Origin of the sequence: Stutzerimonas azotifigens, assembly GCF_013522725.1 — a bacterium.
Classification (GTDB): Bacteria; Pseudomonadota; Gammaproteobacteria; order Pseudomonadales; family Pseudomonadaceae; genus Stutzerimonas; species Stutzerimonas azotifigens_A.
Genome location: NZ_JAAMRF010000005.1, coordinates 36,316 through 62,072 on the forward strand (window position 1 = coordinate 36,316; position 25,757 = coordinate 62,072).

Genomic DNA, 25,757 nt, shown 5'->3' on the forward strand with positions numbered 1-25,757 from the left:
GCAATGATACGCCAGCTGCAGAAACGAAAAAGCCCGCCGAAGCGGGCTTGTCCGAAGCTGTTGGATCAGTCGTTGCTGCTGAAGATGCCGAGCAACTGCAGCAGGCTGATGAACAGGTTGTAGATCGAGACGAACAGGCTGATGGTAGCCATGATGTAGTTGCGCTCACCACCATGGATGATGGCGCTGGTCTGGAACAGGATGCAGGCCGAGGAGAACAGGACGAAGCCTGCGCTGATGGCCAACTGCAGACCGCTGATCTGGAAGAAGAAGCTCGCCAGCATGGCCCCGATCAGTACGAAGAACCCGGCGGTGATGAAGCCGCTTAGGAAGCTCATGTCCTTGCGGGTGGTCAGCACGAAGGCGGAGAGCCCGAAGAACACCAGTGCCGTCATCGACAGGGCCGAGGCGATCAGCTCGCCGCCGTTGGCCAGACCCAGGTACATGTTAAGGATCGGCCCGAGCGTGTAACCCATGAAGCCGGTCAGGGCGAAGGTGGAAAGCAGACCCCACGCCGAGTTGCGAAGCTTCGCGGTAAGAAAGAACAGGCCGTAGAAGCCGACCAGTACGACAAAAATGTTCGGGTAGGCCGCATTGGCCTGCATCGCAAGGTAGGCAACCAGGCCGCTGAAGCCCAGGGCCATGGCCAGCAGGCCATAGGTGTTGCGCAGCACCTTGCTGACTTCCCGTTCCTCGACCTGCGCGCTGTTTACTGCGTAGTTCTGTTCGTGCATGACGACACTCCTAAGGATGCAGACAAACCTGTGACGATCTGCCCGGATCATAACAGAGGCGGGAGGCCGTGCCAGAGGCAGAGTTTGACAGTGTGTTTCGATTCGGTAATATTGCCGCCCGCTTTATGCGGAGGTGTGGCCGAGTGGTTTAAGGCAGCGGTCTTGAAAACCGCCGAAGGGGAAACTCTTCCGTGAGTTCGAATCTCACCGCCTCCGCCACCTTGAAGACTGAAGGCCCCGAATTCCGGGGCCTTCAGCGTTTCTGGAGAGTGGAATGCGGCTGTGCGCGTTCCCGTATCGTCCCCAGCGACTGCACGCGCGCAACCAGGGAAGCGGCAGAGTAGGGTGGCTGAGATGTCTCCTGCCCAAAGGTGATTTTAAAAAGGACTCGATGTTTTCAGACTTAATTCTTTAAGAATCAATGATGTAGATGGGTATTTTAAGGGTAAGTGACGGCGACCAACTTACCTCTGTCTCAGCTAATGGTTCGATTTACAATCACTTTAAATCAAGCCTTTACGAAAAAATCACCTCCCTCCTTACCCAAAATTATCTCTCGAGTTCACGTCGCGTTCCCCGATGCTGATCCGCTGCGCCTCCAGCTTGCCTTGTTGAATCGTTCACCCGTCCAAAACGAACAGGCCTCATGGGCCGGTCGATAAATAGGCACGGCGTTATCAACAAATCACTCACCAAAAGACAACGGTTCATCTCAGTTTGGTGGGACGGCACAGCTTTTTCCACATATCCCCGTCGGGCAGAGCGGCCAGCTTGTCCGGGTGCATGGTGCCTCCGCCTCATGTTTGTTTTTTTTTGTCAATCACGCTCTAGCGAATTGGTCATACGCCGATAACGGAAGAGGAATATCCGGAACGCTTAATTTCACTAAGCTCCAAACCTTGGACAAATCGACATGTTTCTTCGACGCATCAAAATCGCTCCGCGCGCGTTTCTCAGCTTTTCACTGGTCGCACTGCTTGTAACATTGCTGGGCGTCTTTTCTCTTAGTGAAATGAAGACAATCCGGGGTACGGCTGTCGAATTGAGGGAAAACAGCATGCCCAGCTACGCCGCGCTGGGGCGAATCAACGAGAATATTCTTCGAATTCGAATTGTCTCCTTCCGCATACTGGTCGACCGTAAGCCAGAGGAGCTGGCGATCAGTATTGCTCGCGCAGCGGAACTCACGGAGTTGTTAAAAAAGGCCAAGGATCGGTATGAGACGCTGCTCTCCAATGAACGCGAGCGCCAACAATTCCTGCGTCTGGAACAAGCACTCGATGCCTACTATACCGTTAACGACAAGCTGATCCGGCTATCGAACGAAGGCCGCCTGGATGAGCTTAGGTCTCTACTTGGTACTGAATACAAAGCACTTTCGGATAACCTCGGGGCGCAATTCGGCGCGCTTATGAAGATCAACGCAGAGGCGGCGGACGCGTCCACGGCATTGGCCGATCAAGTGTATGACCGCTCTGTCACGTCCGTAATCGGCCTCGTCATATTCGCGGCCTTACTTACCGCGGCGCTGGCGCTGATGCTGACACGCAGTATCGTCAAACCGTTGTCTGAAGCCGTACGGGTGGCGGAGACGATCGCGGCCGGCGATCTAACTGAGACTATTATTGTTGCTGGATCGGATGAGCCAGCCACTCTGCTTCGCTCCATGCAGACGATGCAACAGAACCTGAAGAGTACCATCCAGAGCATCTCCAGTTCGTCGGATCAACTGGCCTCGGCAGCCGAAGAGCTAAATGCTGTCACCGAGGATTCGAGCAAAGGTTTGCATCAGCAGAATAACGAGCTAGAGCAAGCTGCGACTGCCGTCAATGAAATGACCGCCGCAGTCGATGAAGTCGCGCGAAACGCGGTTGCCACATCCGAAGCCTCCCGCGATTCTGATAAAACAGCTCGTGAGGGTCAGCGCCAGGTCATCAAAACCGTCGAATCGATTACCAGTTTGGCCGAGAATGTGACCGGGACGGCAACCCAGGTCGAGCAGCTTGCCGACAAAGTACGTAGCATCAGCAGCGTGCTGGACGTAATCCGTTCCATTGCTGAACAGACGAACCTGTTGGCGCTCAACGCCGCGATCGAGGCGGCTCGGGCCGGCGAGGCCGGCCGTGGTTTCGCCGTGGTGGCCGACGAGGTCCGTGCCTTGGCGCACCGGACACAGCAATCCACCCGAGAAATCGAAAGCATGATTGGTGGCGTGCAAGCGGGCACCAATGACGCAATGTCCGCGATGCGCAACAGCAACGAACTGGCTCACGGTACCCTTGACGTCGCCCGCGCCGCAGGCCAGGCGCTGGAAGAAATAACCCAGGCGATCAGCCACATTACCGAGCGTAACCTGGTCATCGCCAGCGCCTCTGAAGAGCAGGCCCAGGTGGCGCGAGAGGTCGATCGTAATTTGGTCAATATCCGTGATCTTGCTGTGCAGACCTCTGCCGGTGCACATCAGACCAACGCGGCTAGTCAAGATCTATCCCGTTTGGCGATTGATCTGAATAGCTTGGTCATGCGCTTCAAAGTCTAACGCCATTTACCAGCCGACCCGATAACAGACGTGCGCTTGGCCGGCATTCAAAGTGGAGGATGCCGTGGCCGGGCAGATGGGGCACGTTCACGGCGATGATCTACCGTCACTCCGGCAAGTGGTTCCGCAACGACGCAGCCGACATGACTTCTCTGGTCGAGCGGCAGCTCGGCCTCTGAATTCCCGCCGGCGTTACCGCTGAAGGCCCCGAATTTCGGGGCTTCCGGCTGTCGGGTATTTCCGAAGTGTTCCCAATACGTTCCCGTCCCAGGTTGCGAAGTTCGCGAGGCGCCGTAAAATGCCGGCCCCAACGGCAGGGTCGATGATCGAATCTCACCGGCTCCGCCATCTACTTTGTGCAGCGATGTCGTTCGGTCCTGTACGCAAGTCGCATGTGCTGAGTTAGGTCATGGTTTTTTTGTTAGAGTTCGGCCACTCTTGGTGCGATCTGACGACGACCTGCTACTTATCCATGTACAACGAGGTGTCCGCTTGATTAGGGTGCTTGTGGTCGATGACCATGATCTGGTTCGCACGGGCATTTCCCGAATGCTCGCCGACATCGATGGGCTGCAAGTGGTCGGCCAGGCGGAGTCCGGCGAAGAAGCGATCAAGAAAGCGCGCGAATTAAGGCCCGATGTTGTCCTGATGGACGTCAAGATGCCGGGCATCGGTGGCCTCGAAGCTACCCGCAAGCTGCTCCGTAGCTACCCCGACATGAAGGTCATCGCTGTAACCGTCTGCGAGGAAGATCCATTCCCTACGCGGCTGTTGCAGGCTGGCGCTGCCGGGTACATGACCAAGGGTGCAGGGCTCAACGAAATGATCCAGGCGATCCGGCTGGTATTCGCTGGCCAGCGTTATATAAGCCCGCAGATCGCTCAACAGCTCGCACTGAAATCCTTCCAGCCGCAAGTAAACGGCTCGCCGTTCGACTTGTTGTCCGAGCGAGAGATTCAGATCGCCCTGATGATCGCCAATTGTCAGAAGGTCCAGGTCATCTCTGACAAGCTCTGCCTCTCACCCAAGACGGTGAACACTTACCGCTACCGGATCTTCGAAAAGCTTTCGATCACCAGCGACGTCGAGCTGGCATTGCTCGCGGTTCGTCATGGCATGGTCGACGCCATAAACTGATGTCTAGCACGTTCGATTCTTCTGCGTTTCTTGCTTCCTGCAGCGGGCGGCCCGGTGTTTACCGGATGTTCGACGTGGACGGCAAGATTCTCTACGTTGGCAAGGCCAAGAATCTCAAGAAGCGCCTGGCAAGCTATTTTCGGAAAGTAGGGCAGGCGCCCAAGACCGCTGCTCTGGTCAGCAAGATCGTCCAGGTCGAAACGACCATCACGGCCAACGAGACCGAGGCATTGCTGCTTGAGCAGACGCTCATCAAACAGTTGCGCCCGCCGTACAACATTCTGCTGCGCGACGATAAATCCTATCCGTACGTGTTTCTGTCGAGCGGCGACTATCCGCGCTTGAGTATTCATCGCGGCGCCAAGAAGGAACCGGGACGGTATTTCGGGCCCTATCCGAGTGCGGGCGCGATCCGTGAGAGCCTGGGGCTGCTGCAGAAGGCGTTTCACGTGCGCCAGTGCGAGGACAGTTATTTTCGCAATCGAACCCGGCCGTGCCTGCAATACCAGATCAAACGCTGCAAGGCGCCGTGCGTCAGCCTGGTGGATCCGACCGAATACGCCGAAGACGTGCGCCATTCGATCATGTTCCTGGAAGGGCGCAGCAACACGCTCTCCGCCGAGCTTTCGGCAAACATGGAAAAAGCAGCCATGGCGCTGGATTTTGAGCGCGCCGCCGAAATCCGCGACCAGATCGGTATCCTGCGTCGCGTTCAGGATCAGCAAAGCATGGAAGGCGGCACTGGCGACGTGGACATCATTGCCGCGACGGTGAGCCCGGGCGGTGCATGCGTTCACCTCATCACGGTGCGTTCCGGGCGGGTGCTGGGCAGCAAGAATTTCTTCCCCCAGGTGGCCATCGAAGAGAGCGTCGCCGAAGTCCTTCAAGCGTTTCTGGAGCAGTACTACCTTGCCTCCATGGAGCGCGACCTGCCGGGCGAGTTGATCGTCAATGCCGTGCATGAGGACTTTCCGACCCTGATCAGCGCCATCGCCGAACTCAAGGGTCGTGAGGTCGCGATCAGCCATAGGGTTCGCGGAACGCGTGCGCGCTGGCAGCAGCTAGCGTTGACCAACGCCGAGCAGGCGCTGGGCGCCCGGTTGGCAAACCGCCAACACCTGGCTGCGCGTTTCGAAGCGCTCGCCGAAGCGCTGGAAATGGACGAGGTGCCGATGCGGCTCGAATGCTTCGACATCAGTCATTCCAGTGGCGAGGCAACGGTGGCTTCCTGTGTGGTCTTCGGACCGGAGGGGCCGTTGAAGTCGGATTATCGGCGCTACAACATCGAGGATGTCACGGCGGGCGACGACTACGCTGCCATGCACCAGGCGCTGACGCGGCGTTTTCGCAAGGCGGCCGAAGGCGAGGGCAAGCTGCCGGACGTGCTGCTCGTCGATGGCGGCAAGGGCCAGCTGAACATGGCGCGCGAGGTGCTGGAAGAGCTGGCGGTACCAGATTTGATTCTGCTGGGCGTGGCCAAGGGCGTGACGCGCAAACCTGGGCTCGAAACGCTTTACCTGAACGATGCCGAACACGAGTTCACGCTGCCGGCCGACTCTCCTGCATTGCACCTGATCCAGCAGGTGCGCGACGAGGCTCACCGTTTCGCTATCACGGGGCATCGGGCGCGCCGCGGAAAAGCGCGCCGCACCTCCACACTCGAGGATATTGCAGGCGTCGGTCCCAAGCGCAGGCGCGAACTGCTCAAGCACTTTGGTGGTCTTCAAGAACTGTGCAGGGCTAGTGTGGATGAGATCGCTAAAGCGCCGGGCGTGAGTAAAAAGCTGGCAGAGTCGATTTATGCCGCCCTCCACAGTGAGTAGAATGCCCTTCAAATCGGCGGAACACTGGTACTGATGAACATCCCAAACCTGCTTACCGTCCTGCGCGTCCTGCTGATTCCCTTCTTCGTTCTTCTGTTTTACTTGCCGTTTCACTGGAGTTATCTGGCCGCAAGCACCGTGTTCACCATCGCCGCAGTGACGGACTGGCTGGACGGTTATCTGGCGCGCCGACTTCAGCAGAGCACGCCGTTCGGCGCCTTCCTCGATCCCGTGGCAGACAAACTGATGGTCGCGGTGGCACTCGTGCTGCTGGTGGAGCACCACGCCAATCTCTGGCTGACCTTGCCCGCAGTGATCATCATCGGGCGCGAGATCGTGGTCTCGGCACTACGCGAGTGGATGGCCGAGCTGGGCGCGCGCGCGCGGGTTGCGGTTTCGAGTCTAGGCAAATGGAAAACCGCGGCTCAGATGGTGGCGCTGGTCATCCTGCTGGCCAACCCGCCAGTATTCACGGCATGGGTCGCCCTTGGTTACGGTTTGCTCATCGTGGCGGCGGCGCTGACCCTGTGGTCGATGGCTAATTACCTGATGGCTGCATGGCCCCACCTGAGTGCTACGGAAAAGAAATAAAAACTTTTTTAATCAAGGGGTTGACGCGCCGCTCCGAAACTATAGAATGGCGCCCGTCACCACGACGCGGGAATAGCTCAGTTGGTAGAGCACGACCTTGCCAAGGTCGGGGTCGCGAGTTCGAGTCTCGTTTCCCGCTCCAAATTATGATCTATAGACGTCCACTGAAGTCTATAAGTCATTGAAAAAAGGGCCTTACGGCCCTTTTTTCGTTCCAGCGAAATCCACTGTAAACCACCCCCAGCCAGGACGTTTAAGTCCACTTTTAAGTCCATCTTTACGGGGTGCGTGGTTTCCGGATTGTTGCTGGAGGAGCGTGGCCTGCGAGGCAAGGATCTAGCCCTGACCTATGTTCAGGAGCTGAACCATGGCGCTCACAGACGTCACTGTCCGGCAGGCTCGGGCGGCTGGCAAAGACTATACCCTCACCGACTTCGATGGCCTGTCTCTGGCGGTATCTGCCTCTGGCGGAAAGTCTTGGCACTTCAGATATTATTGGGCTACCAAACAGAAACGAATGTCGCTGGGCACCTATCCGGAGGTTAGCCTCCGGGAAGCACGTGCATTACGCGATGAGGCCCGCGCCCTAGTAGCGAAAGGCATCAATCCCAAGATTGATCGTAAGCAAAAACTTCGAGCTGTCCGTTTCGCGACGGAGAACAGCTTCAAGGTTGTGTATCTGCAGTGGCTTGCCCACCGCAAGCTGGAACTAAAGGAGGGCAGGCAGAGTACCCTCTCGCAGATACAGCGTATCTTTGATAAAGATGTGCTTCCTGCCTTGGGCAGCGTCTCCGTCTATGACGTCCGTCGTCCCGACCTGCTGGCCGTGCTTGCTTTCATCGAGCAGCGTAGGGCATTCACGACTGCGGAGAAGGTGCGTACCTGGTTCAGACAGTTGTTCCGCTTTGCCATGGTGAAAGTCGAAGGGTTGGATGGCAACCCGGCATCGGACCTGAGCGTCGTGGCCGTCCCCAAACCGCCTGTGGCCCACAATCCATTCCTGCGGCTACCTGAGCTGCCCAATCTGCTGAACAAGCTGCGCCGTTATAGGGGCAGGATCACTACGCAACTCGGTATTCGTTTGCTGTTGCTGACGGGTGTGCGTACTGGGGAGCTCCGCCTGGCGACTCCGGATCAGTTCGATCTTGAGCGCGGCTTATGGATCATTCCCCCTGAGGTGGTCAAGCAACTGCAGGATGGTATGCGCAAGCGTGGACAGAGGCCGCAGGATATTCCGCCCTATGTCGTGCCGTTATCGGTCCAAGCCATCGAGATCGTTCGCTATCTGCTGGAGCAGCTCAAGCCAGCCCAGCGCTATCTATTTGCGCATCGAAGCGAGCTGAGAATGCGCATTAGCGAGAACACACTGAACGGTGCGATCACGCGCATGGGCTATAAGGATTTGCTTACAGGTCACGGCATCCGTGCCACGCTCTCCACGGCGCTCAACGAGTTTGGTTACCCCAAGAACTGGGTGGATGCCCAGCTCTCGCACACGGACCCCAACAAGGTCAGCGCCACTTACAATCACGCCTTGTATGTGGAGCCCCGCCGGAAAATGATGCAAGACTGGGCCGATCGGCTCGATTTGTTGGAGCAGAACAAGATAGAAGCGGCCAGTACGTACCTTACTATCCGCTTCGATGGTATGCGGCTGCTGGACCAAGGTGCGGAAATGTCCGTCGAGCCTGTTGATGATGGTAAGTCGCTAGTTCTGGTCTCGTCAGTTGGTGGGCCTATTGAGCGCCTGTCGATGGTGGCTAGAGCTTAGATTTCAGTTGTTGCGATGTGCTTGGCCTGAAAGGAATGTTGGGCCGGCACCGCCGGCTGCTCTGATGACAGTAGGCTGTAGCGGCGATTGCATTTCCGTTAGCTTGCTGGCTAGCCAGGGGTAGAACACGCCCCTCCAGAAGTGGAGGGGGCTAATCTAGTTTCGGCCGTTGGCTTGGCGCAGGCGTTTGACGAAACTCTCAGCGTCGGTTTCGCCAACAGTGCGGAGATCTTGCCATTCTTCGCCATTGGGAGCGAATAACTGCAGTGCCGGTGGGCCGAACAGCTGGTAGCGGTCAAGCAGGGTGCGTTGCTCGGCATCGCTACGCGTTATGTCGAAGCGCACCAGTCGGTAACCGGTTAGTTGCTCACGCACGGCGGGCGCTGCCAGCACTTCTCGTTCAATTACCTTGCAACTGATGCACCAGTCGGCGTACCAGTCCAATAGCAGTGGTTGGTCGGCATCTTTCGCTGACAGCAGAGCGGCATCCAGAGCTGCTGGTGTATCCACAGTCTGCCAGCCGGCGTTAGCGCCGGTCGGAAGTACGGCATTGGCGTCCAGCTGACCCAGCGGTCGCAGCGGATCGGATTGACCTTGCAAAGCGCCGAGCCAGGCGCTGACACCGTAGACCAGTAGTGCCACACCGAGTAGTTGGGCGAGCCTTTGCCGGCCGGACTTGAGGGTGAACTCCAATGCACCGAGCCAAATCGCGCTGCCAACTGCCAAAAGGCCCCACAAGGCCAAAGTCACTGGAGCGGGTAGCACGCGTTCCAGCAGCCATACAGAGACAGCCAGCAGCATCACGCCGAAGGCTTTGCGCACACCGACCATCCAGGTACCAGACTTGGGTAGCAATGCTCCGCCGCCGATGGCGAACAATACCAGCGGCGCGCCCATGCCCAACCCGAGGGCAAACAGCTTAAGGCCGCCACCCAGTGCGTCGCCGGTGGTGCTGATGTAGAGCAGTGCGCCGACCAGAGGGGCAGTCACACAGGGCGAAACCAGCAGGCTCGACAGTACGCCGAGCGTGGCGGCGCCCAACATTGAACCCCCGCGGGTTTGGCCGGCCAGGCGATCCAGTCGTTCGGTGATCAAGCGCGGCATGCGCAACTCGAATACGCCGAACATGGCCAGGGCGAAAACAGTGAAGAACATCGCAAAGGGCACCAACAGCCACGGTGACTGCAGGCGCGCTTGTAGGTTGAGGCCAGCGCCGAACATGCCCATTAGCGCACCAAGCAGGGCGAAGCTGGCAGCCATGGGGAGTACGTAGGCAAGCGATAGGCGTAATCCACGCATTCCGCCGAGTTGTCCGCGTAATACCACGCCAGACAGAATTGGCAGCATCGGCAGCACGCAGGGTGTGAAAGTCAGGCCCAAGCCAGCCAGGAAGAACAGCGCCAGACTACGCCAGTCAATGGCGACCCCTTGTTGCACGGCTGCAATGAGGGAGGGATCACCTACCTCGAAGCTGCGAATCTCTGGCGGATAGCACAGCCCCAGATCAGCGCAGCCCTGATAGCTCACTTGTAAGGTGAACGGTGTGTTCAGGAGGTTATTAACGGGTAGCAGCAAGTCGGTAACGCCGTAGAACACCTCGACATCGCCGAAAAATTCATCGGTTTTCGGTTCGGCCGCGGGCCATTGCGGCGTGCCGATTGACACTTGCGGGTGGTCACTGGTGAATGCGAAGCGATGTTTATAGAGGTAATAACCCTCGGCATTTATGAAGCGCAGGCGGACACTGTCCTTACCGGTTTCCAACAGGTCGAGGCGGAAGGCTTTGTCTACCGGAAGGAAATCCTGGCTGTTGTTCAGCGGAGTGCCGAACAGAGCCGACTGAGGACGCGAAGAATCAAATATCTCGGCGTTGGCTGGCAAGGCAAGCAGTAGCAGCAGCAGATACGGCAGGAGGCGGGACATGACCATCTCGCGGGCTAATAACGAAAAGGAGGTCTATTTCAGCTTGTTAACGGAGCCGGGATTTTTGAAGTGCGGGCTGGGGGGGATGGCCTCCGCTGCGATTCAGTGCATCGCAGGATGCCAGCCAGTACCAGCCCGCCCGGCGAGTCGCTATTAATGCGGGGCTTGTTCCAGCGGATAATTGGCAATGACCTTTTCTCGGCCAGTGCGGGTTATCCCGATCACCTGGTACGGGTGTTTGACGTCGCCATACTCCATGCCTGGTGAGCCAGCCGGCATGCCTGGCACGGCGATGCCCAGCAGGTCAGGGCGCTTGCGAAGCTCCAGGATCTGCGCCACGGGCACGTGACCTTCAACGAACTTTCCATCGATCACGCCTGTATGGCAGGAAGCCAGACGCGGTTTCACGCCGAGGTCTTGCTTGACTGTGTTCATGTTGCGTTCGACGTGGTCGCGGACTTCGAAGCCGTTGTTCTCCAGGTAGGTAATCCAGTCCTTGCAGCATCCACAGTTGGCGTCGCGGTGCACATCAATGATCAGGGGTTGCGCGGCCTGGGCGGCGCCACTTAGCAGCAGGGCGGCGAGCGCCGCGGTAGTCAGTGTTCTGGACATAAAAAACCTGTTTCCAATGGTTTGCTCACTTGCAACAGCAGCCACCGCTGCCACCGCATCCGGTTTTCCTGGCGGGGCTCGATGAGGCCGCCGGACTGCTCAGTTGGGCGGGGTATCCAGCATCACCCAGGGCGGCGACAAGCACATCGCTGTCGCACTCAGCGCTGACCCGCACACTGGCCGCTTGCAGATCGACGTCGACCTCGGTGACGCCTTCAACTGCGTTGAGCGCCTCGGTGACATGCAGGACGCATGAGCCGCAGCTCATGCCTTTGACACTCAATTCAACGGTGCTCATGACAATCTCCTTGCGAGGTTGCTGCTGGGGTTGAGGCAATTCTCAACCTTGCCAAGGTGGCAAGGTCAAGAGTTTCAGTCGATTGATACCTTGCGCAGTCTCAAGGCGTTGAACACCACCGAAGCGGAGCTCATGCTCATCGCCAGCGCTGCGATTATTGGTGACAGCAGGAGGCCGGTCAGCGGGTAGAGCAGGCCGGCTGCCAAAGGAATGCCCAGAGCGTTGTAAAGAAAGGCGAAGGTCAGGTTCTGGTGCATGTTGCGCACGGTGGCCACCGACAGGCTGCGCGCGCGCAGGATGCCGAGCAGGTCGCCCTTGACCAGCGTGACCTGGGCGCTGTTCATCGCCACATCGGTGCCGGTGCCCATGGCAATGCCGATATCGGCGCGCGCCAGGGCCGGGGCGTCGTTGATGCCGTCGCCGGCCATGGCCACGCGGTGCCCTTGCTGTTGCAGCGAGGCGGTCAGGCGTTCCTTGTCCTGCGGCTTGACCTCGCCGTGCACCTCCTCGATACCCAGTTCGCGGGCTACGGCACGGGCAGTCGTCAGGCCATCGCCGGTGGCCATGATCACCCGTATGCCGTCTGCCTGCAGGCGCTGGATCGCCAGTTTTGAGGTCGGTTTGATCGGGTCGGAAACCGCCAGCAGACCGGCCAGTACGTTGTCCACGGCCAGGAACATGATGCTCACGCCTTCGCCGCGCAGCTGTTCGGCATGCCCCTTGAGCGGGCTGGCATCCACGCCGGCATCATTCATCAGCGCGGTGTTGCCCAACTGCAAGTCGCGGCCGTCAACCTTGCCACGCACGCCGATGCCGGAGGCCGATTCGAAGGTTTCAGGCGTGCTCAGCGCAAGGCCCTGGGCACGGGCATGATCGACGATGGCGTGTGCCAGGGGATGTTCGCTGCCCTGATCCAGGCTGGCGGCCAGTCGCAGCACCTCGTCCCGCGTGAAGCCGGGCGCCGCCTCGACGCTGTGGAAAGCAGGGCGGCCTTCGGTGAGGGTGCCGGTCTTATCGACGATCAGAGTGTCGATCTTGCGCAGGTTTTCTATCGCGGCAGCATCGCGGAACAGCACGCCGCTGCCGGCCGCTTTGCCGGTGGCGACCATCACCGACATCGGCGTGGCCAGGCCCAGGGCGCAGGGGCAGGCAATGATCAGTACCGCGACTGCGTTGATCAGACCGAACACCCAGCTCGGTTCCGGCCCCCACAGGCCCCATACGACAAAGGTCAGAGCAGCGATGGCGATGACCGCCAGCACGAAACGCCCGGCAATGACGTCGGCCAGCCGCTGCATTGGCGCCTTGGAGCGCTGCGCTTGGGCTACCATCTGCACGATCTGCGCAAGCACGGTCGAGCTGCCGACCTTTTGTGCCTGCATCACCAAGCTGCCGTGGCTGTTGAGGGTAGCGCCGATCAGGCTATCACCGACGCGTTTCATGATCGGCACCGGCTCGCCGGTCAGCATCGACTCGTCCACCGCGCTTTCGCCTTCCACCACCATGCCATCAACCGGCACTTTTTCGCCTGGGCGCACCCGCAGCTTGTCGCCGCTGTGCACGTGGGTGAGGGGTATGTCCTCTTCGCTGCCATCGGCGTTGATACGCCGGGCGGTCTTGGGCGCCAGACCGAGCAGCGATCTGATTGCCGCCGAGGTCTGCGAGCGCGCCTTGAGTTCCAGGATTTGGCCGAGCAGAGTCAGCGAGATGATTACCGCTGCCGCCTCGAAGTACACGCCGATGCGTTCACCCTGCATGAAGTGGTCGGGGAATACGCCGGGCGCCAGGGTGGCGATCAGGCTGTACAGGTAGGCGGCGGAGGTTCCGAGGCCGATCAGCGTCCACATGTTCGGGCTGCGGTTGATGAACGATTGCACGCAGCGCACGTAGAAGGGCCAGCCGGCCCAGAGCGCCACCGGGGTGGCTAGCGCCAGTTCGACCCAGTTCTGCGTGGCGCCGTGAAACAGCGAGATAGCGTGCTCACCCATTGCCAATACAGTGACAATCACGGTCAACGGCAACGTCCACCAGAAGCGTCGAGAAAAGTCTCTGAGCTCCGGGTTGTCCTCTTCTTCCAGTTCGGGCATGACCGGCTCCAGGGCCATGCCGCATTTGGGGCATGTGCCTGGGCCGATCTGCAGTATTTCCGGGTGCATCGGGCAGGTGTATTCGGCGCCGTGATCGACGGTCGGCGTCTCGCCGTGAGCATCCCCAGCATCCAAATATCTGCTTGGCTCGGCATTGAATTTTTCCAGACAGCGTTGGCTGCAGAAGAGCAGTTGTTGGCCGGCGTGGCTGGTCTGGTGCGGACTGTCGGATTTGACCGTCATGCCACAAACAGGGTCACGATCCGATGGGGTCTGAAGTGTGGGATGTGGCTGATTGGCCTGAGACATTACCGCTCCTGTTAAACCCTGCGCGCACTCGAAGATATTTTATATAGAGTACCCGCGAGCGGCTGACAGTGGCCTGACCTAAACATTACATTTATGTAAGCTATAGCGGGTTTTCGCTCTCGGGTATCCGTGCATGCCGCCAGCACATGGCCCTATATAAGTAATTAGTTGAATTACGAAGTTGTAATAATCGAATCATCATGCCGTAAGGGTGGTGCCTTTAAGCTACAGGCATCAACTACCTAGAGGTATTAATCATGCAAGGCCTGCAAAAAACACTCACTGTTCTCGCTCTAACTATGGCTGCCTCTTTGGCGATAGCGACTGAAGGTGGCCATGAATCGCAGATGCGACATGATTATTCGGCGGCTGATGGCAAGCAGGTTCTAAATAAACTTCTTAAGGATGGTAAGGTTTTAAGCGTGGATTATAAGGGCAAGAGAGTTATGGGTCGCTCTGATGGTCGTGTACGGCCATATGAAATAAAGATTCGCACCCCCGATGGCGTCATTCATACTGTAGAATACCGAGGCGTGCCGGTTGGCATCAATAACGGCTGATTTTTTAAGGGCTAATTGCTGTCTTTGCCAAGGCTTGAGATTGCCCTGGCAAAGGCAGCAAGTTCGACTACGCAGCCATGCGTTCACATTCTTCAGCACACTTCATGCAAGCCTTTGCGCATTCCTGGCAATGATCCATCTGATGCTTGGCGCACTCTTCGCCGCAGGCCCGGCAGATCTTTGCACACAGTGCGCATAATTCTTTGGATAGCTGGCTCTGGCGACTCATAAGTCTGGCTGCCAGAGCGCACACGTCAGCACAATCCCTGTCGAGTTCAATGCAACGAGCCATCGCCTGGACGTTTTCTTCACGTAGACAGGCAGATGCGCATTTTTCGCACACGAGGGCGCAGTTAGAGCAAGCTTGAATACAGTTATCGAATATTTTGTTGTCCATATGTCCTCCTGAAGTTCATGGTTAGCTTTGAACCTTACGCCGGTCGCGGCAATCATCAGCTAGGTCCATTCAATACGACAGGCTTAGAGTCCTTCTGTTTCGATGACTTACATTACAATATTGTAAGGCTATTGGTTCGCTGTAGCTGCTTGATATCAAAGGTGATTGCCTTTGCTGCTATGCGGCTTGCCGGGGAACTCCATATAAAAGGCCGTTACGCCACCTGCAGAGGTACACCAGATTCTCCCGTTATGGGCTTCAACGATGGATCTAGTGATTGCCAAACCGAGGCCAGCGTTGCTTGGGTTGCCCTCACGCCGTGCTGGATCGACCCGATAGAAACGATGGAAAAGTTTTTCCAGATGTTCTGGTTTGATCGTCCCGCCGGGATTCTCGACGCTAAGAATGACCGTCTCTTCCGTCTCACGAATCGTTACAGAGATGTTTTCCCCGGTCGGGGTATAGCGCAGCGCATTGGATAACAAGTTGGAGAGCGCTCTATTGAGCATCAACTTATCTCCCAGCACCTCGCCTCTACCTGAAGCTGAGAGGTGTATACCGCGCTCTTCGGCCAATAGGTGGTAATACTCAAGCAGCTTGGAAACTAATCTCGAAAGTTCGATAGTGCTTTGTTCTGGAATTATCAATCCGTTGTCAGATTTTGCTAGAAAAAGCATGTCATCAATCATGCGTGACATTCGCTTAAATTCTTCCAGATTGGAGTAGAGGTTATCCTCGTAAGCATCGAGGTCCCGCTTTCGGGTGAGCACTACCTCGGTGTGGGTCATCAGATTGCTGACAGGGGTTCGCAGTTCATGGGCGATGTCAGCCGAGAAATTGGACAGCCGTACGAAGGCATCTTCCAGGCGGCCCAGCATCGCATTGAAGGACAGAACGAGCTGCTGCAGCTCTAGTGGTACTGGCTCTAGCGGAATTCGCTCCTGTAACGACCGGGCTGACATTGATGTTGCGAGGTGGGTCACTTGCCGAAGAGGTCTTAACCCGCTTCGAACAACGACCCAGCCTAGAGCGGCACTGATCAGGGCGCTGATTACTAGCCCGGCAATGAACCATCGCTGCAAGGTCTCGAAGAAGTGCGCATGGCTCGTGACATCGAGAATCAACAGAGCTGTGAGGGGTTCGGACTTGTCTGCCACGGAAATTTGCGCAGTCATCCCTCGATACAGGTGTCCTGCATTCTGCCATTCCCACATGCTTTGCTCTTCCGCATGCCTGAAGCTTTCCGGGACATCGGCAGCCTTGGGGTCGGAAAAAAGTACCCTGCCATCACCGCTCAGGATGGTGGCCGCCAGATCATGATGGGCACCGAGCAGGGCTCGTAACTGCGGCAGTTCCTCGGTGAGGCTTGCATCGCTGCGTGCGTTATTGAGGATGTGCCGGGTCGATTCGAGCTTCTCGACCAGGGCCTGTCGATCCAGCACTTCGAAGTGATGCTGGCTGAGCACGTTAAAACTCAGGCCGGCCATCGTCAGAACCACGACCACTACAGACATGAACATCAGGCTCATGCGGGCCGTCAGCGAAAGGTGGCGCACGCTCATTCCGGCGCATCCATCATATATCCCATGCCGCGCACGGTCTGAATCAGCTTGGGCTCGAAGTCGTCGTCTATTTTTGCGCGCAGACGGCGTACCGCGACCTCGATGACATTGGTGTCGCTGTCGAAGTTCATATCCCATACCTGAGAGGCAATCAGGGATTTCGGCAGTACTTCGCCGCGCCGGCGCATCAATAATTCCAGCAGCGCAAATTCCTTTGCGGTCAGATCGATACGCTTTCCGGCACGAATGGCTCGGCGCTTCAGCAGATCCACTTCGAGATCCGAAATTTTTAGGGTGGTCTGGGCAGGGGAGCCACTGCCCCTGCGAAGCAAGGTCCTGACTCTTGCTAGAAGCTCGGAGAAAGCAAACGGCTTGATCAAGTAGTCGTCCGCGCCGAGCTCAAGACCCTTGACGCGGTCTTCTACACCATCACGTGCTGTCAGGAACAATACCGGTACGTCTTTCCCTGCTGCTCTGACCATACGCAGCACCTCCCACCCATCCAGCCCTGGCATCATGACGTCCAGGATCAGAAGGTCGTAGGTTTCACTCAGCGCGTACTGAAGCGCATCTGTACCCGTCATGACCCGGTCAACGTTGAATCCGGCTTCAGTCAGGCCTTGTTGCAGATACGCCCCGGTTTTGGGTTCGTCTTCAGCTACCAGTAATTTCATGCGTACAGACTCCGAAACTCGACAGCTTGAGTGTGCAGGCAATTAGGGCCCTCAACCAGAAGCTTACAAAAATGTAACGTCCGCTTCAGGTGGCTGACAGAACAGGGTGTCTAGAGTTTGCAGGGTATCTGTTGTGCTCACGATGCAGTGAGGCTCCGAACGGCGTTATGGCGAGTAAATTTTTCCAGGCCTCCACATTGCTCCTTGGCCTATTGGCGCCTTCGGGCGCCTTTTTTCTGCCTGCGGCTTTTGGCGAAGAGGCATGCTGAAGGTTACACAAATGTAATTTCAGGGTAAGCCAGCCGGCAGGTCAGTCGTCCTACTCTTGGGTACTCCTCAATAACTTGAATGAGCTCCAGCCAATGAAAATTTATTCTCTTTCCCTTTTTTCCGCACTTGGTTTGGTCTTCAGCGCTACTGCTGCAATGGCCGCCCCCGGCCATAGTCATGCGCTCGACTTTGGGCAACCAGGAGACGCGCAGGCGGTAGATCGCACCATTGAGGTACGAATGAGCGATAACGTCTTTGCGCTTGAGACGATTGAAGTAAAGGCAGGTGAGACTGTCCGTTTTGTGTTGCATAACGATGGAGCCCTGCTTCATGAATTCAACCTCGGCTACTCGGCCACCCATGCCGCGCACGAGCAAGAAATGATTGCGATGTTTCGCAGCGGCATGCTTACCCCGACTGGTGCTCATGATATGAGCCATATGGAAGGTGAAATGGATGGCGGGATGACACACGATGATCCGAACAGTGTTCTGATCGAACCCGGCGCCCGCGAAGAGTTGATCTGGACGTTCTCGAAAACCAAGAATCTGGAGTTTGCTTGCAATATTCCGGGACACTATCAAGCGGGAATGGTCGGCAAGGTAGAGATACGTTAAGCGCCTAACGTAAAAGTACTGCCCCGCTTAATGAGTGGAGCATGGTTGCTATCTTGTAAGTTCGCTTATCAGGACTGATCAGCAAGTTGTTTGAGTTACTGCGTGCTTTAAATGTCCATCAGGGCGCTACAAGCCCGAGGCTGGATTATGAACTACCAGCTCATCTAATAATTGGATGAAGAAATATGCATAGAAAACCCACAAGGCGAACTTTCATCAAAGGGTTAGCCGCAACTGGAATACTTGGTGGCCTGGGCATGTGGCGCGTGCCGGTTTGGGCGGTCACTAGCCCAGGACAAGCTAACGTGCTGACCGGTAACGACTTTGATCTGTTCATTGGTGAGATTCCAGTAAACATAACGGGCGCGGCCCGCACCGCAATGACTATCAATGGTTCACTTCCAGGGCCGATCCTGCGCTGGCGGGAAGGAGATACGGTCACTCTTCGGGTTCGCAATCGTTTGCATGAGGATACGTCCATTCACTGGCACGGCATTATCCTGCCGGCCAACATGGACGGTGTGCCTGGCTTGAGCTTCCATGGCATCGCTCCGGACGGCATGTACGAGTACAAATTTGATGTCAACCAGAATGGTACCTATTGGTACCACAGCCATTCGGGCCTCCAAGAGCAGGCCGGAGTCTATGGTGCCTTGGTGATCGATGCGAAAGATCCCGAACCTTTCAGCTACGATCGTGACTACGTGGTGCTGTTGAGCGACTGGACCGACGAGAATCCGGATCGGGTCCTGGCAAAGTTGAAGAAGCAATCGGACTATTACAACTATCACAAACGCACCGTCGGTGACTTCATTGATGACGTGAGCGAGATGGGATGGTCCGCTGCTATTGCCGACCGCAAGATGTGGGCCGAGATGAAGATGAGCCCTACGGATCTCGCCGACGTCAGTGGCTACACATACACCTACCTCATGAACGGCCAGGCGCCGGACGGCAACTGGACGGGCATCTTCAAGCCGGGCGAAAAAATTCGGCTGCGTTTCATTAATGCTGCAGCCATGACCTACTTCGATGTTCGTATTCCTGGTCTGAAGATGACGGTGGTTGCGGCTGATGGACAGTACGTCAAACCGGTCAGTGTCGATGAGTTCCGCATCGCCGTGGCCGAAACCTACGACGTCATCGTCGAACCCGAAAACGAGCAGGCTTACACCATCTTCGCGCAATCCATGGATCGTACCGGCTATTCCAGGGGCACCTTGGCGGTTCGCGAAGGGCTGAGCGCGCCTGTCCCAGAGGTCGACCCTCGTCCGCTTATCTCAATGGCCGACATGGGCATGGATCACGGCAGCATGGATGGCATGGAGCATGGCTCTATGCAGAGCGGGATGGCCTCTATGGCCGGTATGGATCACAGCAAGATGGCAGGCATGGACCACAGCCAAATGGCAGGCATGAGCCATGGCAGCATGTCCGGTATGGATCACAGCCAAATGGCGGGGATGGACCATGGCACGATGCAGTCGCACCCGGCTTCCGAAACCAATAACCCTTTAGTTGACATGCAGACCATGACGCCGGCGCCAAATCTGAGCGACCCGGGAATCGGCCTGCGTGACAACGGGCGTCAAGTCCTCACTTACTCTGATCTTCGCAGCACCTTCCTCGATCCGGACGGCCGCGATCCGAGCCGCACCATTGAACTGCACCTCACCGGGCACATGGAGAAGTTTTCTTGGTCGTTCGACGGTATCAAGTTCTCTGATGCTGAACCGCTGCGACTCAAGTATGGCGAGCGTGTTCGTATCACTTTGGTCAACGACACGATGATGACCCACCCAATTCACCTGCATGGCATGTGGAGTGATCTTGAAGACGAGAACGGCAACTTTCTGGTGCGCAAACACACCATCGACATCCCGCCGGGCTCGAAACGTAGTTATCGCGTGACGGCCGATGCATTGGGGCGTTGGGCTTACCACTGCCACCTGTTGCTTCACATGGAAATGGGCATGTTCCGTGAAGTTCGTGTGGACGAGTAGAGGAGAGATTCAATGAGCAATTTGCTGAAACGAAAAGCGCTGTTTGGTGGTGTCGCCGTGCTGAGCCTGATAGCCACCTTGTACGTCCCTACCTCGATGGCAAATCAAGATCACAACGAGCATGTCCAGCACTCGGCTGAAACGCACAAGGGTGCTGGTGGCAAAGCGGCTCCTGCGTCGCAAGAAAAGACATCCCAGATGAAGCAAATGGACCATGGCGCTATGGATCACGGTTCCATGAATCATGATGGGATGGATCATAAAAAAATGATGGGTGGGCATGGCGGCAAAGCCGAGGCAGGTTCGAACCATGACCACTAGGATCACGCGTCCTTCGTTCATAGCGCTGGCTGTATCGCTGAGCGCCCTCAGCGGTGGTTTCACCGCAGCTGCTGAAATGGACCATTCCGCGATGGTCCATGGCTCCATGCCCATGGACCATAGCCAGATGAATCATGGCTCTGCACCGAGCGCAATGGGAGGCATGGATCATAGCCAGCCAACCAGGGTGCGAACGTCGCAGAACCAGACTCCTGCGGCTGATCACAGCAAGATGGATCACGGCGCCATGCAAGGGCAAATGGGTGAGATGGATCATAGCGCCATGGATCATTCCAAGATGAACCATGGCTCCGCTGACGTTGCGAGAGCGACCAGTCGTACGCCCATTCCGGTTCTTACGGACGCCGACCGGAAGGCGGCGTTTCCGCCGCTGCCCGGCCATCAGGTACATGACAGCGCCATCAATGGCTTTTTTCTTCTTGATCAGCTTGAGTATCAGGATGCGAATGACGGTAGCGCCCTTGCTTGGGACGCCTCCGGCTGGCTTGGCGGCGATATCAACCGGGTCTGGTTTCGCTCGGAGGGGGAGCGCACCAACGGCGTTACTGAGGATGCCGAACTGCAGCTACTTTACGGGCGCTCGATCGGACCCTGGTGGGATGTGGTTGCTGGCGTCCGCCAGGATTTTAAGCCGGACTCACCACAGACGTGGGCGGCGTTTGGCGCGCAGGGGTTGGCGCTCTATGCTTTCGAAGCAGAAGCTACCGCATTTATTGGTGAGAATGGCCAGACCGCAGCTCGCCTCGAGGGTGAGTACGATATTTTGCTTACCAACCGGCTGATTCTTCAGCCGACAGCCGAGGTGAACTTCTACGGTAAGAACGACCCAGAACGAGGCGTAGGGTCGGGGCTGGCCAATACCGAACTTGGTTTGCGTCTGCGCTATGAAATCGTCCGGCAGTTCGCGCCCTATATCGGTGTTTCCTGGAGCCGCTCCTATGGCAACACTGCAGACCTGGTGCGTGAGGAGGACGGGGATGTTTCAGAGGCGCGCTTTGTCGCTGGCATCCGGGTATGGTTTTGAGTCAGAGAGGACGAAGACAGTTATAAGCTAGGAGGCAGAGGGCACTGTCGGTAACGCTGAAGTTTTAGCCGGAGGCGACGTCGGTGCTCTTGATGCCCATTCCCCGTAGTGCATGCTTCGCCCGCGAAGGCGCACGAATGTTCCATTGATGCCCCCCATGGAACATCCACGTGCCGGAGTTGAGTAGTAAATCGCTTATCCGTGTTCGCATTGGTAAACGCATCTTCAGATGCGTTAGATGCCGCTTAGCACCAAGGCTCGTCGATACTGAACTGTGCCAAACGCTATACCCGGCAGCCTTGACCAGATCAAAGCCACCGGTATGTCTGTTTGAGGCATGAGTGACGAGTAAATTTGAGGCATGGTTGCTTTCCTGCAAGCTGCCGAAATGGGCGCTGAGCAAGATCAGGCTCTACCGTTATCGGTCACTGGCTCACCAAGCGCACTGACTTCATCGGGATCGCCGCTGTCTGGCACGCTAGATATGGATGTAGGCGGCGTTTTGCATGTCTACAAGGTGATTGGCATGTATACAGCGGGACGCTGGTCAGGTAGCCGCCGTGATACCACTCGCCGGTAGTGGTATCAAAGCTTTCAACGCCCCGCCCCGCATTGTTGGATGCGATACATAAAGTCGGCTGAAAGTTCAGCGATAGGTGGGTTATCTCTCAGGTATATAGCGTAATCATATGCGAGCGGCCTTCATGCCGCTCGACAGTTGAACGCTCCTTGTGTTATCCCGGGCAGTTAGTTCCCATTACATCATATTCAAGAGTGTTTAAGTTGCCCTTGGAGTCCTCGTAAGTCATCTGTGCCGGTATCACCTCATTGCAAGTTATGTCAGTTGGTGTGGTTTGGATAACTTTGGCAATGTCTAGCTCCATTCCATAACGATAGTGCACTACTTTCGGTGGATTCTTTCCGGTGGAGATGGCGTATTCCTGCATCGCCTTTTCGTTTGCGCGAATCATTTCTCCATAAGTGCTATCCGAACTACCTCCAGCCATGGTCAGCGAAGTTACCGTCATCAATGATAATGCGGCCATGATTCTGCCAGTGTTCATGTTCAACTCCTGATTAAAATGTCGCTGGCACTATAAGTCCGGCGGGATTTCAGGTGGATGACTTCAGGATTACATTGTTGTAATTGATTGGTTTGTCCGGCTAATGTTTTTTAAAAAGTTAATATTTAAGAACGCAAGTCTCGTTGCGCCAGATCTCCGTGTTGGATTTTCGGCATATCAGTATTGCTTTGAAAAAGCTGACATCGATGTAATGTCCAGGTCATCTGCATGACAGGCCTGATCTGCAATAAAGCCAGGCAATAAAAAACGCTTCTTAATTCGAGGCTCGGATCACTAACGAGCCCATGCTTTTCCTTGTGCCGACTCCGCGTGCTACGGAGCTAGATCTGATGAATATTTTGAGAAAAGGAAGTGGCTCATTGGTGCACCTTTCGCTCTGCGCGATGAGAGAGAGCCTGGTGGACCTAGCCGAAGCTGGGAAAGGTTTTGGCTTTCGGCGCTGCGATCAAAGGGGCCGGCATAGCAGAAAGGGGAAGCTATGAACTGGATCGTTCAACCGTTGCCTGGCAGCCAACGAGTGCTGCTGGCTGCTGTCACCCTGGGCCTTGTTCTGAGCGGCAGTGTTCAAGCCGCACCAGAGTCAGCCGAATTTGGCGCCACCTTGCCTCCGCTGCTCGACCTGCTCGAACGCCAGAGCCCTGAGCTGCGGGCTGCAGGGTATGAGAGACAGGCCGCCTGGGAGCGGCCCGACGTGGCCGGCTCGCTTCCTGATCCGATGCTCACGTTCGAAGAAATGGGTATCGCCCGTGACGACCCGAGCCTCTCGCCGAGCGGCGTCGGCAGCACACGCTACGCGTTCCGTCAGACCTTTCCGCTGGGCGGCAAGCGAGGGCTTGCCCGCGAGATCGCCGAGGCGGGCGCAGAGCAGGCGGTGGCGCGCGAGCGCCTGAGCCGGGTCGAGCTCAGAAGCCTGGTCAAACTCGCCTTCAACGAATACCAGTACGCCCATGCCGCCACCCAGGTGACCGAGGAGTTGCGGAGCCTGGTGGATGAGCTTGAGAGCATCGCCGAGGCGCGCTACCGGGTCGGGCTTGCACCGCAACAAGACGTGATCAAGGCGCAGACCGAGCACAGCAGCCTGCAGAGCGAGCTGCTAACGCTGGAGCGTGACCGGCGCGGTACTGCGGCGCGGCTCAACGGTATTCTGGCCCGCCCGGCGAACGCGCCGCTGGCGACGCCTGCCGGTTGGTCCGCGCTGCCTGCCGCGGTGCCTACCCTGGCGGAGCTGCAGGCGAGAATCCTTGGCGGCAATCCTCAAGTGGCCGAGCTCAATGCACGGATTCAGGAAGCCCGGCGCGCCGAGGAGCTCGCGAATCGAAACTGGATTCCGGATATCACCGTCGGCACCGCCGTTGTGCAGATGGGCAACCGCGCAGAAGAATTCGAATTGATGCTGGAGATGAACGTTCCACTGTGGGGCAGGCGCCGCAGCGCCGAGCAGCGCGAGGCCGTCTCAATGCGCTATGCCGCAGAGGCGCGGCGCGAAGCGGTCAACAGTCGCCTCGCCGGTAGCGTCGGTGAAGCATGGTCGGCGTTGGAGACAGCCTTTCGGCAGCACGCGCTAACCGAAAGAACGCTCTTGCCGCAGGCGGAACTCACCTATCAATCGGCGCTCGCCAGCTATCAGACCGGCAACGTCGATTTCGCCACCTTGCTCGATGCCCAGCGACAGATCCGTCAACTGCGGCTGTCGCTCCTTTCGGATGAACTGGAGCAGCGCGTACGGGTGGTGGAACTGGAGCGTCTTGTCGGAGCAGAGCTATGAAACGCAGCATGATTCTGGGCGCCGGCGCATTTGCCCTCGCCACCGCAATCGCCGGGTTTGCAGGCGGTTACATGATGGCGCAAAAGCCCGCACCTTCAGCGGCCGTCGGTAGCAGCGCGCCACAGGAGCGCAAGGCTCTCTACTACCGCAATCCCATGGGCCTGGCCGATACCTCGCCGGTGCCGAAGAAGGACCCGATGGGGATGGACTACATCCCGGTGTATGCCAACGAGGCGCCCGCTGGCGCGCGGGGCGAGCGCAAGGTTCTCTACTACCGTAATCCCATGGGCCTGCCGGACACCTCGCCAGTGCCGAAGAAGGACTCCATGGGCATGGACTACATCGCCGTCTACGAGGGTGAGGAATCCGGAAGTACCGTAACCATCAGTCCCGAGAAGATCCAGCTACTGGGTGTGTTGACCTCGCCGGTCGAGCGCCGCGTGCTCACGCGCACGGTGCGTGCCGTCGGTACGGTGCAGGTGGACGAGCGTGGCCAGTACACCCTGGCGCCGAAGTTCGACGGATGGATTGAGAAGCTCCATGTGAACACCACCGGTGAGCCGGTCCGTAAGGGCCAGCCGTTGATAGACGTCTATAGCCCCGAGTTGGTCTCGGCGCAGCAGGAGTTCTTGATCGCCAATGCTGGACGACAGCGCCTAGCGGCTGGCAGTGCGAATGCCAGGCAGGGGGTCGCCTCACTCTCAGAATCTGCCATGCAGCGGCTACGCAACTGGGATATTGGCGAAGCACAGCTTGAGCGCTTGCGCCGTACCGGCAAAACCAGCCGTACCTTGACGATCACCGCTCCGGTGGATGGGGTCGTACTGGACAAACCGGCGTTGGAAGGCATGCGCTTCCAGGCCGGGGACGCTCTCTACCGAATTGCGGACCTCGATACCGTCTGGCTTATCGCTGAGGTATTCGAGCAGGACCTGGCGTTGGTAAAACCGGGGCAAGCGGTACAGCTCACGGTCAGCGCCTATCCAGGCCGCCATTTCACTGGCGAGGTGACCTTCATCTACCCCGATCTCTCGCCGCAGACCCGCACTGTAAAGGTTCGTATCGAGCTGTCCAATCCCGACGGCCTGCTCAAGCCGGCCATGTTTGGCACTGCCCAGCTGGCTGCTGGGGAGCGCACACCCGTGCTCGCGGTTCCCGACTCGGCGGTGATCGACAGCGGCACTCGGCAGGTCGCACTGGTCGCCCTGGGTGAGGGTCGCTTCGAGCCGCGCGAACTGCTTACCGGCAGACTGGCAGACGGCTTTCTTGAAGTGCTTGAAGGGCTGGGCGAGGGAGAGTCCGTGGTCACGCGGGCCAACTTCCTGATCGATGCCGAGAGCAACCTCAAGGCAGCGCTGAGCGGCATGAGCCCGAAGTCGGCGGCAGCCGATGCCCATGATCATGGGAGCCACGAAAGTCCTGGCCATGCCGCCACCCCGACCGATGACGACGCACACAGCGGCCATGCTGGCCACACTGAAAGCAGCGACGACAATCATGGGGGCAGTCACGGGAGCAGCGAGACTCATGCTTCGCCGGATGATGTGCATGACCACGAAAACCACGCCACGCCAGACGCGCATTCCGGCCACGTCATGCCGGATAGCCACAGCAATTCCCATGGAGGGCATTGA

General features: G+C 57.5%; 20 protein-coding genes, 2 tRNA genes and 1 pseudogene. 14 read left to right on the plus strand and 9 right to left on the minus strand.

What is annotated here, in order from left to right; translation table 11 throughout:
- Positions 1-65: 65 nt before the first annotated feature.
- Positions 66-734: a Bax inhibitor-1/YccA family protein gene (locus tag G7026_RS10940; protein ID WP_181070821.1), complete on the minus strand. Its 669-nt coding sequence runs from the start codon at positions 732-734 to the stop codon at positions 66-68.
- A gap of 129 nt (positions 735-863) precedes the next feature.
- Between G7026_RS10940 and G7026_RS10945 the strand changes: the two genes are divergently transcribed.
- The 7 genes and pseudogenes from G7026_RS10945 to G7026_RS10975 form a co-directional block, all read left to right on the plus strand.
- Positions 864-953: transfer RNA gene (locus G7026_RS10945), tRNA-Ser, on the plus strand.
- Between the two features lie 694 nt (positions 954-1,647).
- On the plus strand, positions 1,648-3,273 hold the full coding sequence (locus tag G7026_RS10950) for a methyl-accepting chemotaxis protein (RefSeq protein WP_181070822.1): 1,626 nt from the start codon (positions 1,648-1,650) through the stop codon (positions 3,271-3,273).
- Positions 3,274-3,765: 492 nt separating this feature from the next.
- On the plus strand, positions 3,766-4,410 hold the full coding sequence (gene gacA / locus G7026_RS10955) for a response regulator transcription factor GacA (protein WP_181070823.1): 645 nt from the start codon (positions 3,766-3,768) through the stop codon (positions 4,408-4,410).
- Positions 4,410-6,233, plus strand: a complete 1,824-nt coding sequence (gene uvrC, locus G7026_RS10960) for an excinuclease ABC subunit UvrC (protein ID WP_181070824.1) — start codon at positions 4,410-4,412, stop codon at positions 6,231-6,233. Before gacA ends, uvrC begins: the two co-directional genes overlap by 1 nt.
- A gap of 33 nt (positions 6,234-6,266) precedes the next feature.
- Positions 6,267-6,824 carry a CDP-diacylglycerol--glycerol-3-phosphate 3-phosphatidyltransferase gene (gene pgsA / locus G7026_RS10965; protein WP_181070825.1) on the plus strand — a complete coding sequence of 186 codons (558 nt, stop codon included), beginning with the start codon at positions 6,267-6,269 and terminating at the stop codon, positions 6,822-6,824.
- Positions 6,825-6,890: 66 nt separating this feature from the next.
- Positions 6,891-6,966 (plus strand) — tRNA-Gly (locus G7026_RS10970).
- 225 nt (positions 6,967-7,191) lie between these two features.
- Positions 7,192-8,458, plus strand: a pseudogene (locus tag G7026_RS10975) (tyrosine-type recombinase/integrase); the annotation flags it as partial.
- A gap of 293 nt (positions 8,459-8,751) precedes the next feature.
- On the opposite strand, the gene G7026_RS10980 reads toward G7026_RS10975, so the two are convergent.
- The 4 genes from G7026_RS10980 to G7026_RS10995 all read right to left on the minus strand — a co-directional run bounded on the left by G7026_RS10980 (position 8,752) and on the right by G7026_RS10995 (position 13,824).
- Positions 8,752-10,518, minus strand: a complete 1,767-nt coding sequence (locus G7026_RS10980) for a protein-disulfide reductase DsbD (protein ID WP_177431828.1) — start codon at positions 10,516-10,518, stop codon at positions 8,752-8,754.
- A 153-nt stretch (positions 10,519-10,671) separates the two neighbouring features.
- The gene (locus tag G7026_RS10985; protein WP_181070827.1) at positions 10,672-11,130 is read right to left on the minus strand and encodes a DUF411 domain-containing protein; all 459 of its coding nucleotides are present in this window, start codon (positions 11,128-11,130) and stop codon (positions 10,672-10,674) included.
- A gap of 25 nt (positions 11,131-11,155) precedes the next feature.
- Positions 11,156-11,428 carry a heavy-metal-associated domain-containing protein gene (locus G7026_RS10990; RefSeq protein ID WP_003280450.1) on the minus strand — a complete coding sequence of 91 codons (273 nt, stop codon included), beginning with the start codon at positions 11,426-11,428 and terminating at the stop codon, positions 11,156-11,158.
- Positions 11,429-11,502: 74 nt separating this feature from the next.
- Entirely contained in the window at positions 11,503-13,824 is a 2,322-nt protein-coding gene (locus tag G7026_RS10995) for a heavy metal translocating P-type ATPase (protein WP_181070828.1), read from the minus strand.
- Positions 13,825-14,081: 257 nt separating this feature from the next.
- Here G7026_RS10995 and G7026_RS11000 point away from each other — a divergent pair, with 257 nt between their 5' ends.
- Positions 14,082-14,384 carry a hypothetical protein gene (locus G7026_RS11000; protein ID WP_181070829.1) on the plus strand — a complete coding sequence of 101 codons (303 nt, stop codon included), beginning with the start codon at positions 14,082-14,084 and terminating at the stop codon, positions 14,382-14,384.
- A gap of 67 nt (positions 14,385-14,451) precedes the next feature.
- Here the strand turns inward: G7026_RS11000 and G7026_RS11005 are convergent, their stop codons facing one another.
- The 3 genes from G7026_RS11005 to G7026_RS11015 all read right to left on the minus strand — a co-directional run bounded on the left by G7026_RS11005 (position 14,452) and on the right by G7026_RS11015 (position 17,017).
- Positions 14,452-14,781, minus strand: a complete 330-nt coding sequence (locus G7026_RS11005) for a four-helix bundle copper-binding protein (protein WP_003280456.1) — start codon at positions 14,779-14,781, stop codon at positions 14,452-14,454.
- A gap of 155 nt (positions 14,782-14,936) precedes the next feature.
- Entirely contained in the window at positions 14,937-16,343 is a 1,407-nt protein-coding gene (locus tag G7026_RS11010; RefSeq protein ID WP_219858403.1) for a heavy metal sensor histidine kinase, read from the minus strand.
- Positions 16,340-17,017 carry a heavy metal response regulator transcription factor gene (locus G7026_RS11015; protein WP_102819553.1) on the minus strand — a complete coding sequence of 226 codons (678 nt, stop codon included), beginning with the start codon at positions 17,015-17,017 and terminating at the stop codon, positions 16,340-16,342. Before G7026_RS11015 ends, G7026_RS11010 begins: the two co-directional genes overlap by 4 nt.
- A 362-nt stretch (positions 17,018-17,379) precedes the next feature.
- Here G7026_RS11015 and G7026_RS11020 point away from each other — a divergent pair, with 362 nt between their 5' ends.
- The 4 genes from G7026_RS11020 to G7026_RS11035 all read left to right on the plus strand — a co-directional run bounded on the left by G7026_RS11020 (position 17,380) and on the right by G7026_RS11035 (position 21,273).
- On the plus strand, positions 17,380-17,904 hold the full coding sequence (locus G7026_RS11020) for a cupredoxin domain-containing protein (protein ID WP_003280462.1): 525 nt from the start codon (positions 17,380-17,382) through the stop codon (positions 17,902-17,904).
- Between the two features lie 185 nt (positions 17,905-18,089).
- Positions 18,090-19,907: a copper resistance system multicopper oxidase gene (locus tag G7026_RS11025; protein WP_003280464.1), complete on the plus strand. Its 1,818-nt coding sequence runs from the start codon at positions 18,090-18,092 to the stop codon at positions 19,905-19,907.
- A gap of 12 nt (positions 19,908-19,919) precedes the next feature.
- Complete coding sequence (locus G7026_RS11030; RefSeq protein ID WP_181070830.1) at positions 19,920-20,228, plus strand: hypothetical protein; 309 nt, start codon at positions 19,920-19,922, stop codon at positions 20,226-20,228.
- Positions 20,218-21,273 (plus strand): copper resistance protein B, encoded by a 1,056-nt coding sequence (locus tag G7026_RS11035; RefSeq protein ID WP_003280467.1) that lies wholly within the window; start codon positions 20,218-20,220, stop codon positions 21,271-21,273. The genes G7026_RS11030 and G7026_RS11035 overlap by 11 nt, the downstream gene beginning before the upstream one ends.
- A gap of 734 nt (positions 21,274-22,007) precedes the next feature.
- On the opposite strand, the gene G7026_RS11040 is transcribed toward G7026_RS11035, so the two are convergent.
- A complete protein-coding gene (locus G7026_RS11040) occupies positions 22,008-22,337 on the minus strand; it encodes a DUF2790 domain-containing protein (protein WP_181070831.1) in 330 nt (109 codons plus the stop codon).
- A gap of 499 nt (positions 22,338-22,836) precedes the next feature.
- Here G7026_RS11040 and G7026_RS11045 point away from each other — a divergent pair, with 499 nt between their 5' ends.
- Both G7026_RS11045 and G7026_RS11050 read left to right on the plus strand, forming a co-directional pair.
- On the plus strand, positions 22,837-24,123 hold the full coding sequence (locus G7026_RS11045) for a TolC family protein (RefSeq protein WP_181070832.1): 1,287 nt from the start codon (positions 22,837-22,839) through the stop codon (positions 24,121-24,123).
- Complete coding sequence (locus G7026_RS11050) at positions 24,120-25,757, plus strand: efflux RND transporter periplasmic adaptor subunit (protein WP_181070833.1); 1,638 nt, start codon at positions 24,120-24,122, stop codon at positions 25,755-25,757. Before G7026_RS11045 ends, G7026_RS11050 begins: the two co-directional genes overlap by 4 nt.

Bases quoted from the DNA above. Each gene is read 5' to 3' on its own strand.
- G7026_RS10940 (WP_181070821.1), bottom strand. From the start codon at position 734: ATGCACGAACAGAACTACGCAGTAAACAGCGCGCAGGTCGAGGAACGG.
- G7026_RS10950 (WP_181070822.1), top strand. From the start codon at position 1,648: ATGTTTCTTCGACGCATCAAAATCGCTCCGCGCGCGTTTCTCAGCTTT.
- uvrC (WP_181070824.1), top strand. From the start codon at position 4,410: ATGTCTAGCACGTTCGATTCTTCTGCGTTTCTTGCTTCCTGCAGCGGG.
- pgsA (WP_181070825.1), top strand. From the start codon at position 6,267: ATGAACATCCCAAACCTGCTTACCGTCCTGCGCGTCCTGCTGATTCCC.
- G7026_RS10980 (WP_177431828.1), bottom strand. From the start codon at position 10,518: ATGTCCCGCCTCCTGCCGTATCTGCTGCTGCTACTGCTTGCCTTGCCA.
- G7026_RS10985 (WP_181070827.1), bottom strand. From the start codon at position 11,130: ATGTCCAGAACACTGACTACCGCGGCGCTCGCCGCCCTGCTGCTAAGT.
- G7026_RS10990 (WP_003280450.1), bottom strand. From the start codon at position 11,428: ATGAGCACCGTTGAATTGAGTGTCAAAGGCATGAGCTGCGGCTCATGC.
- G7026_RS10995 (WP_181070828.1), bottom strand. From the start codon at position 13,824: ATGTCTCAGGCCAATCAGCCACATCCCACACTTCAGACCCCATCGGAT.
- G7026_RS11000 (WP_181070829.1), top strand. From the start codon at position 14,082: ATGCAAGGCCTGCAAAAAACACTCACTGTTCTCGCTCTAACTATGGCT.
- G7026_RS11005 (WP_003280456.1), bottom strand. From the start codon at position 14,781: ATGGACAACAAAATATTCGATAACTGTATTCAAGCTTGCTCTAACTGC.
- G7026_RS11010 (WP_219858403.1), bottom strand. From the start codon at position 16,343: ATGAGCGTGCGCCACCTTTCGCTGACGGCCCGCATGAGCCTGATGTTC.
- G7026_RS11015 (WP_102819553.1), bottom strand. From the start codon at position 17,017: ATGAAATTACTGGTAGCTGAAGACGAACCCAAAACCGGGGCGTATCTG.
- G7026_RS11020 (WP_003280462.1), top strand. From the start codon at position 17,380: ATGAAAATTTATTCTCTTTCCCTTTTTTCCGCACTTGGTTTGGTCTTC.
- G7026_RS11025 (WP_003280464.1), top strand. From the start codon at position 18,090: ATGCATAGAAAACCCACAAGGCGAACTTTCATCAAAGGGTTAGCCGCA.
- G7026_RS11030 (WP_181070830.1), top strand. From the start codon at position 19,920: ATGAGCAATTTGCTGAAACGAAAAGCGCTGTTTGGTGGTGTCGCCGTG.
- G7026_RS11035 (WP_003280467.1), top strand. From the start codon at position 20,218: ATGACCACTAGGATCACGCGTCCTTCGTTCATAGCGCTGGCTGTATCG.
- G7026_RS11040 (WP_181070831.1), bottom strand. From the start codon at position 22,337: ATGAACACTGGCAGAATCATGGCCGCATTATCATTGATGACGGTAACT.
- G7026_RS11045 (WP_181070832.1), top strand. From the start codon at position 22,837: ATGAACTGGATCGTTCAACCGTTGCCTGGCAGCCAACGAGTGCTGCTG.
- G7026_RS11050 (WP_181070833.1), top strand. From the start codon at position 24,120: ATGAAACGCAGCATGATTCTGGGCGCCGGCGCATTTGCCCTCGCCACC.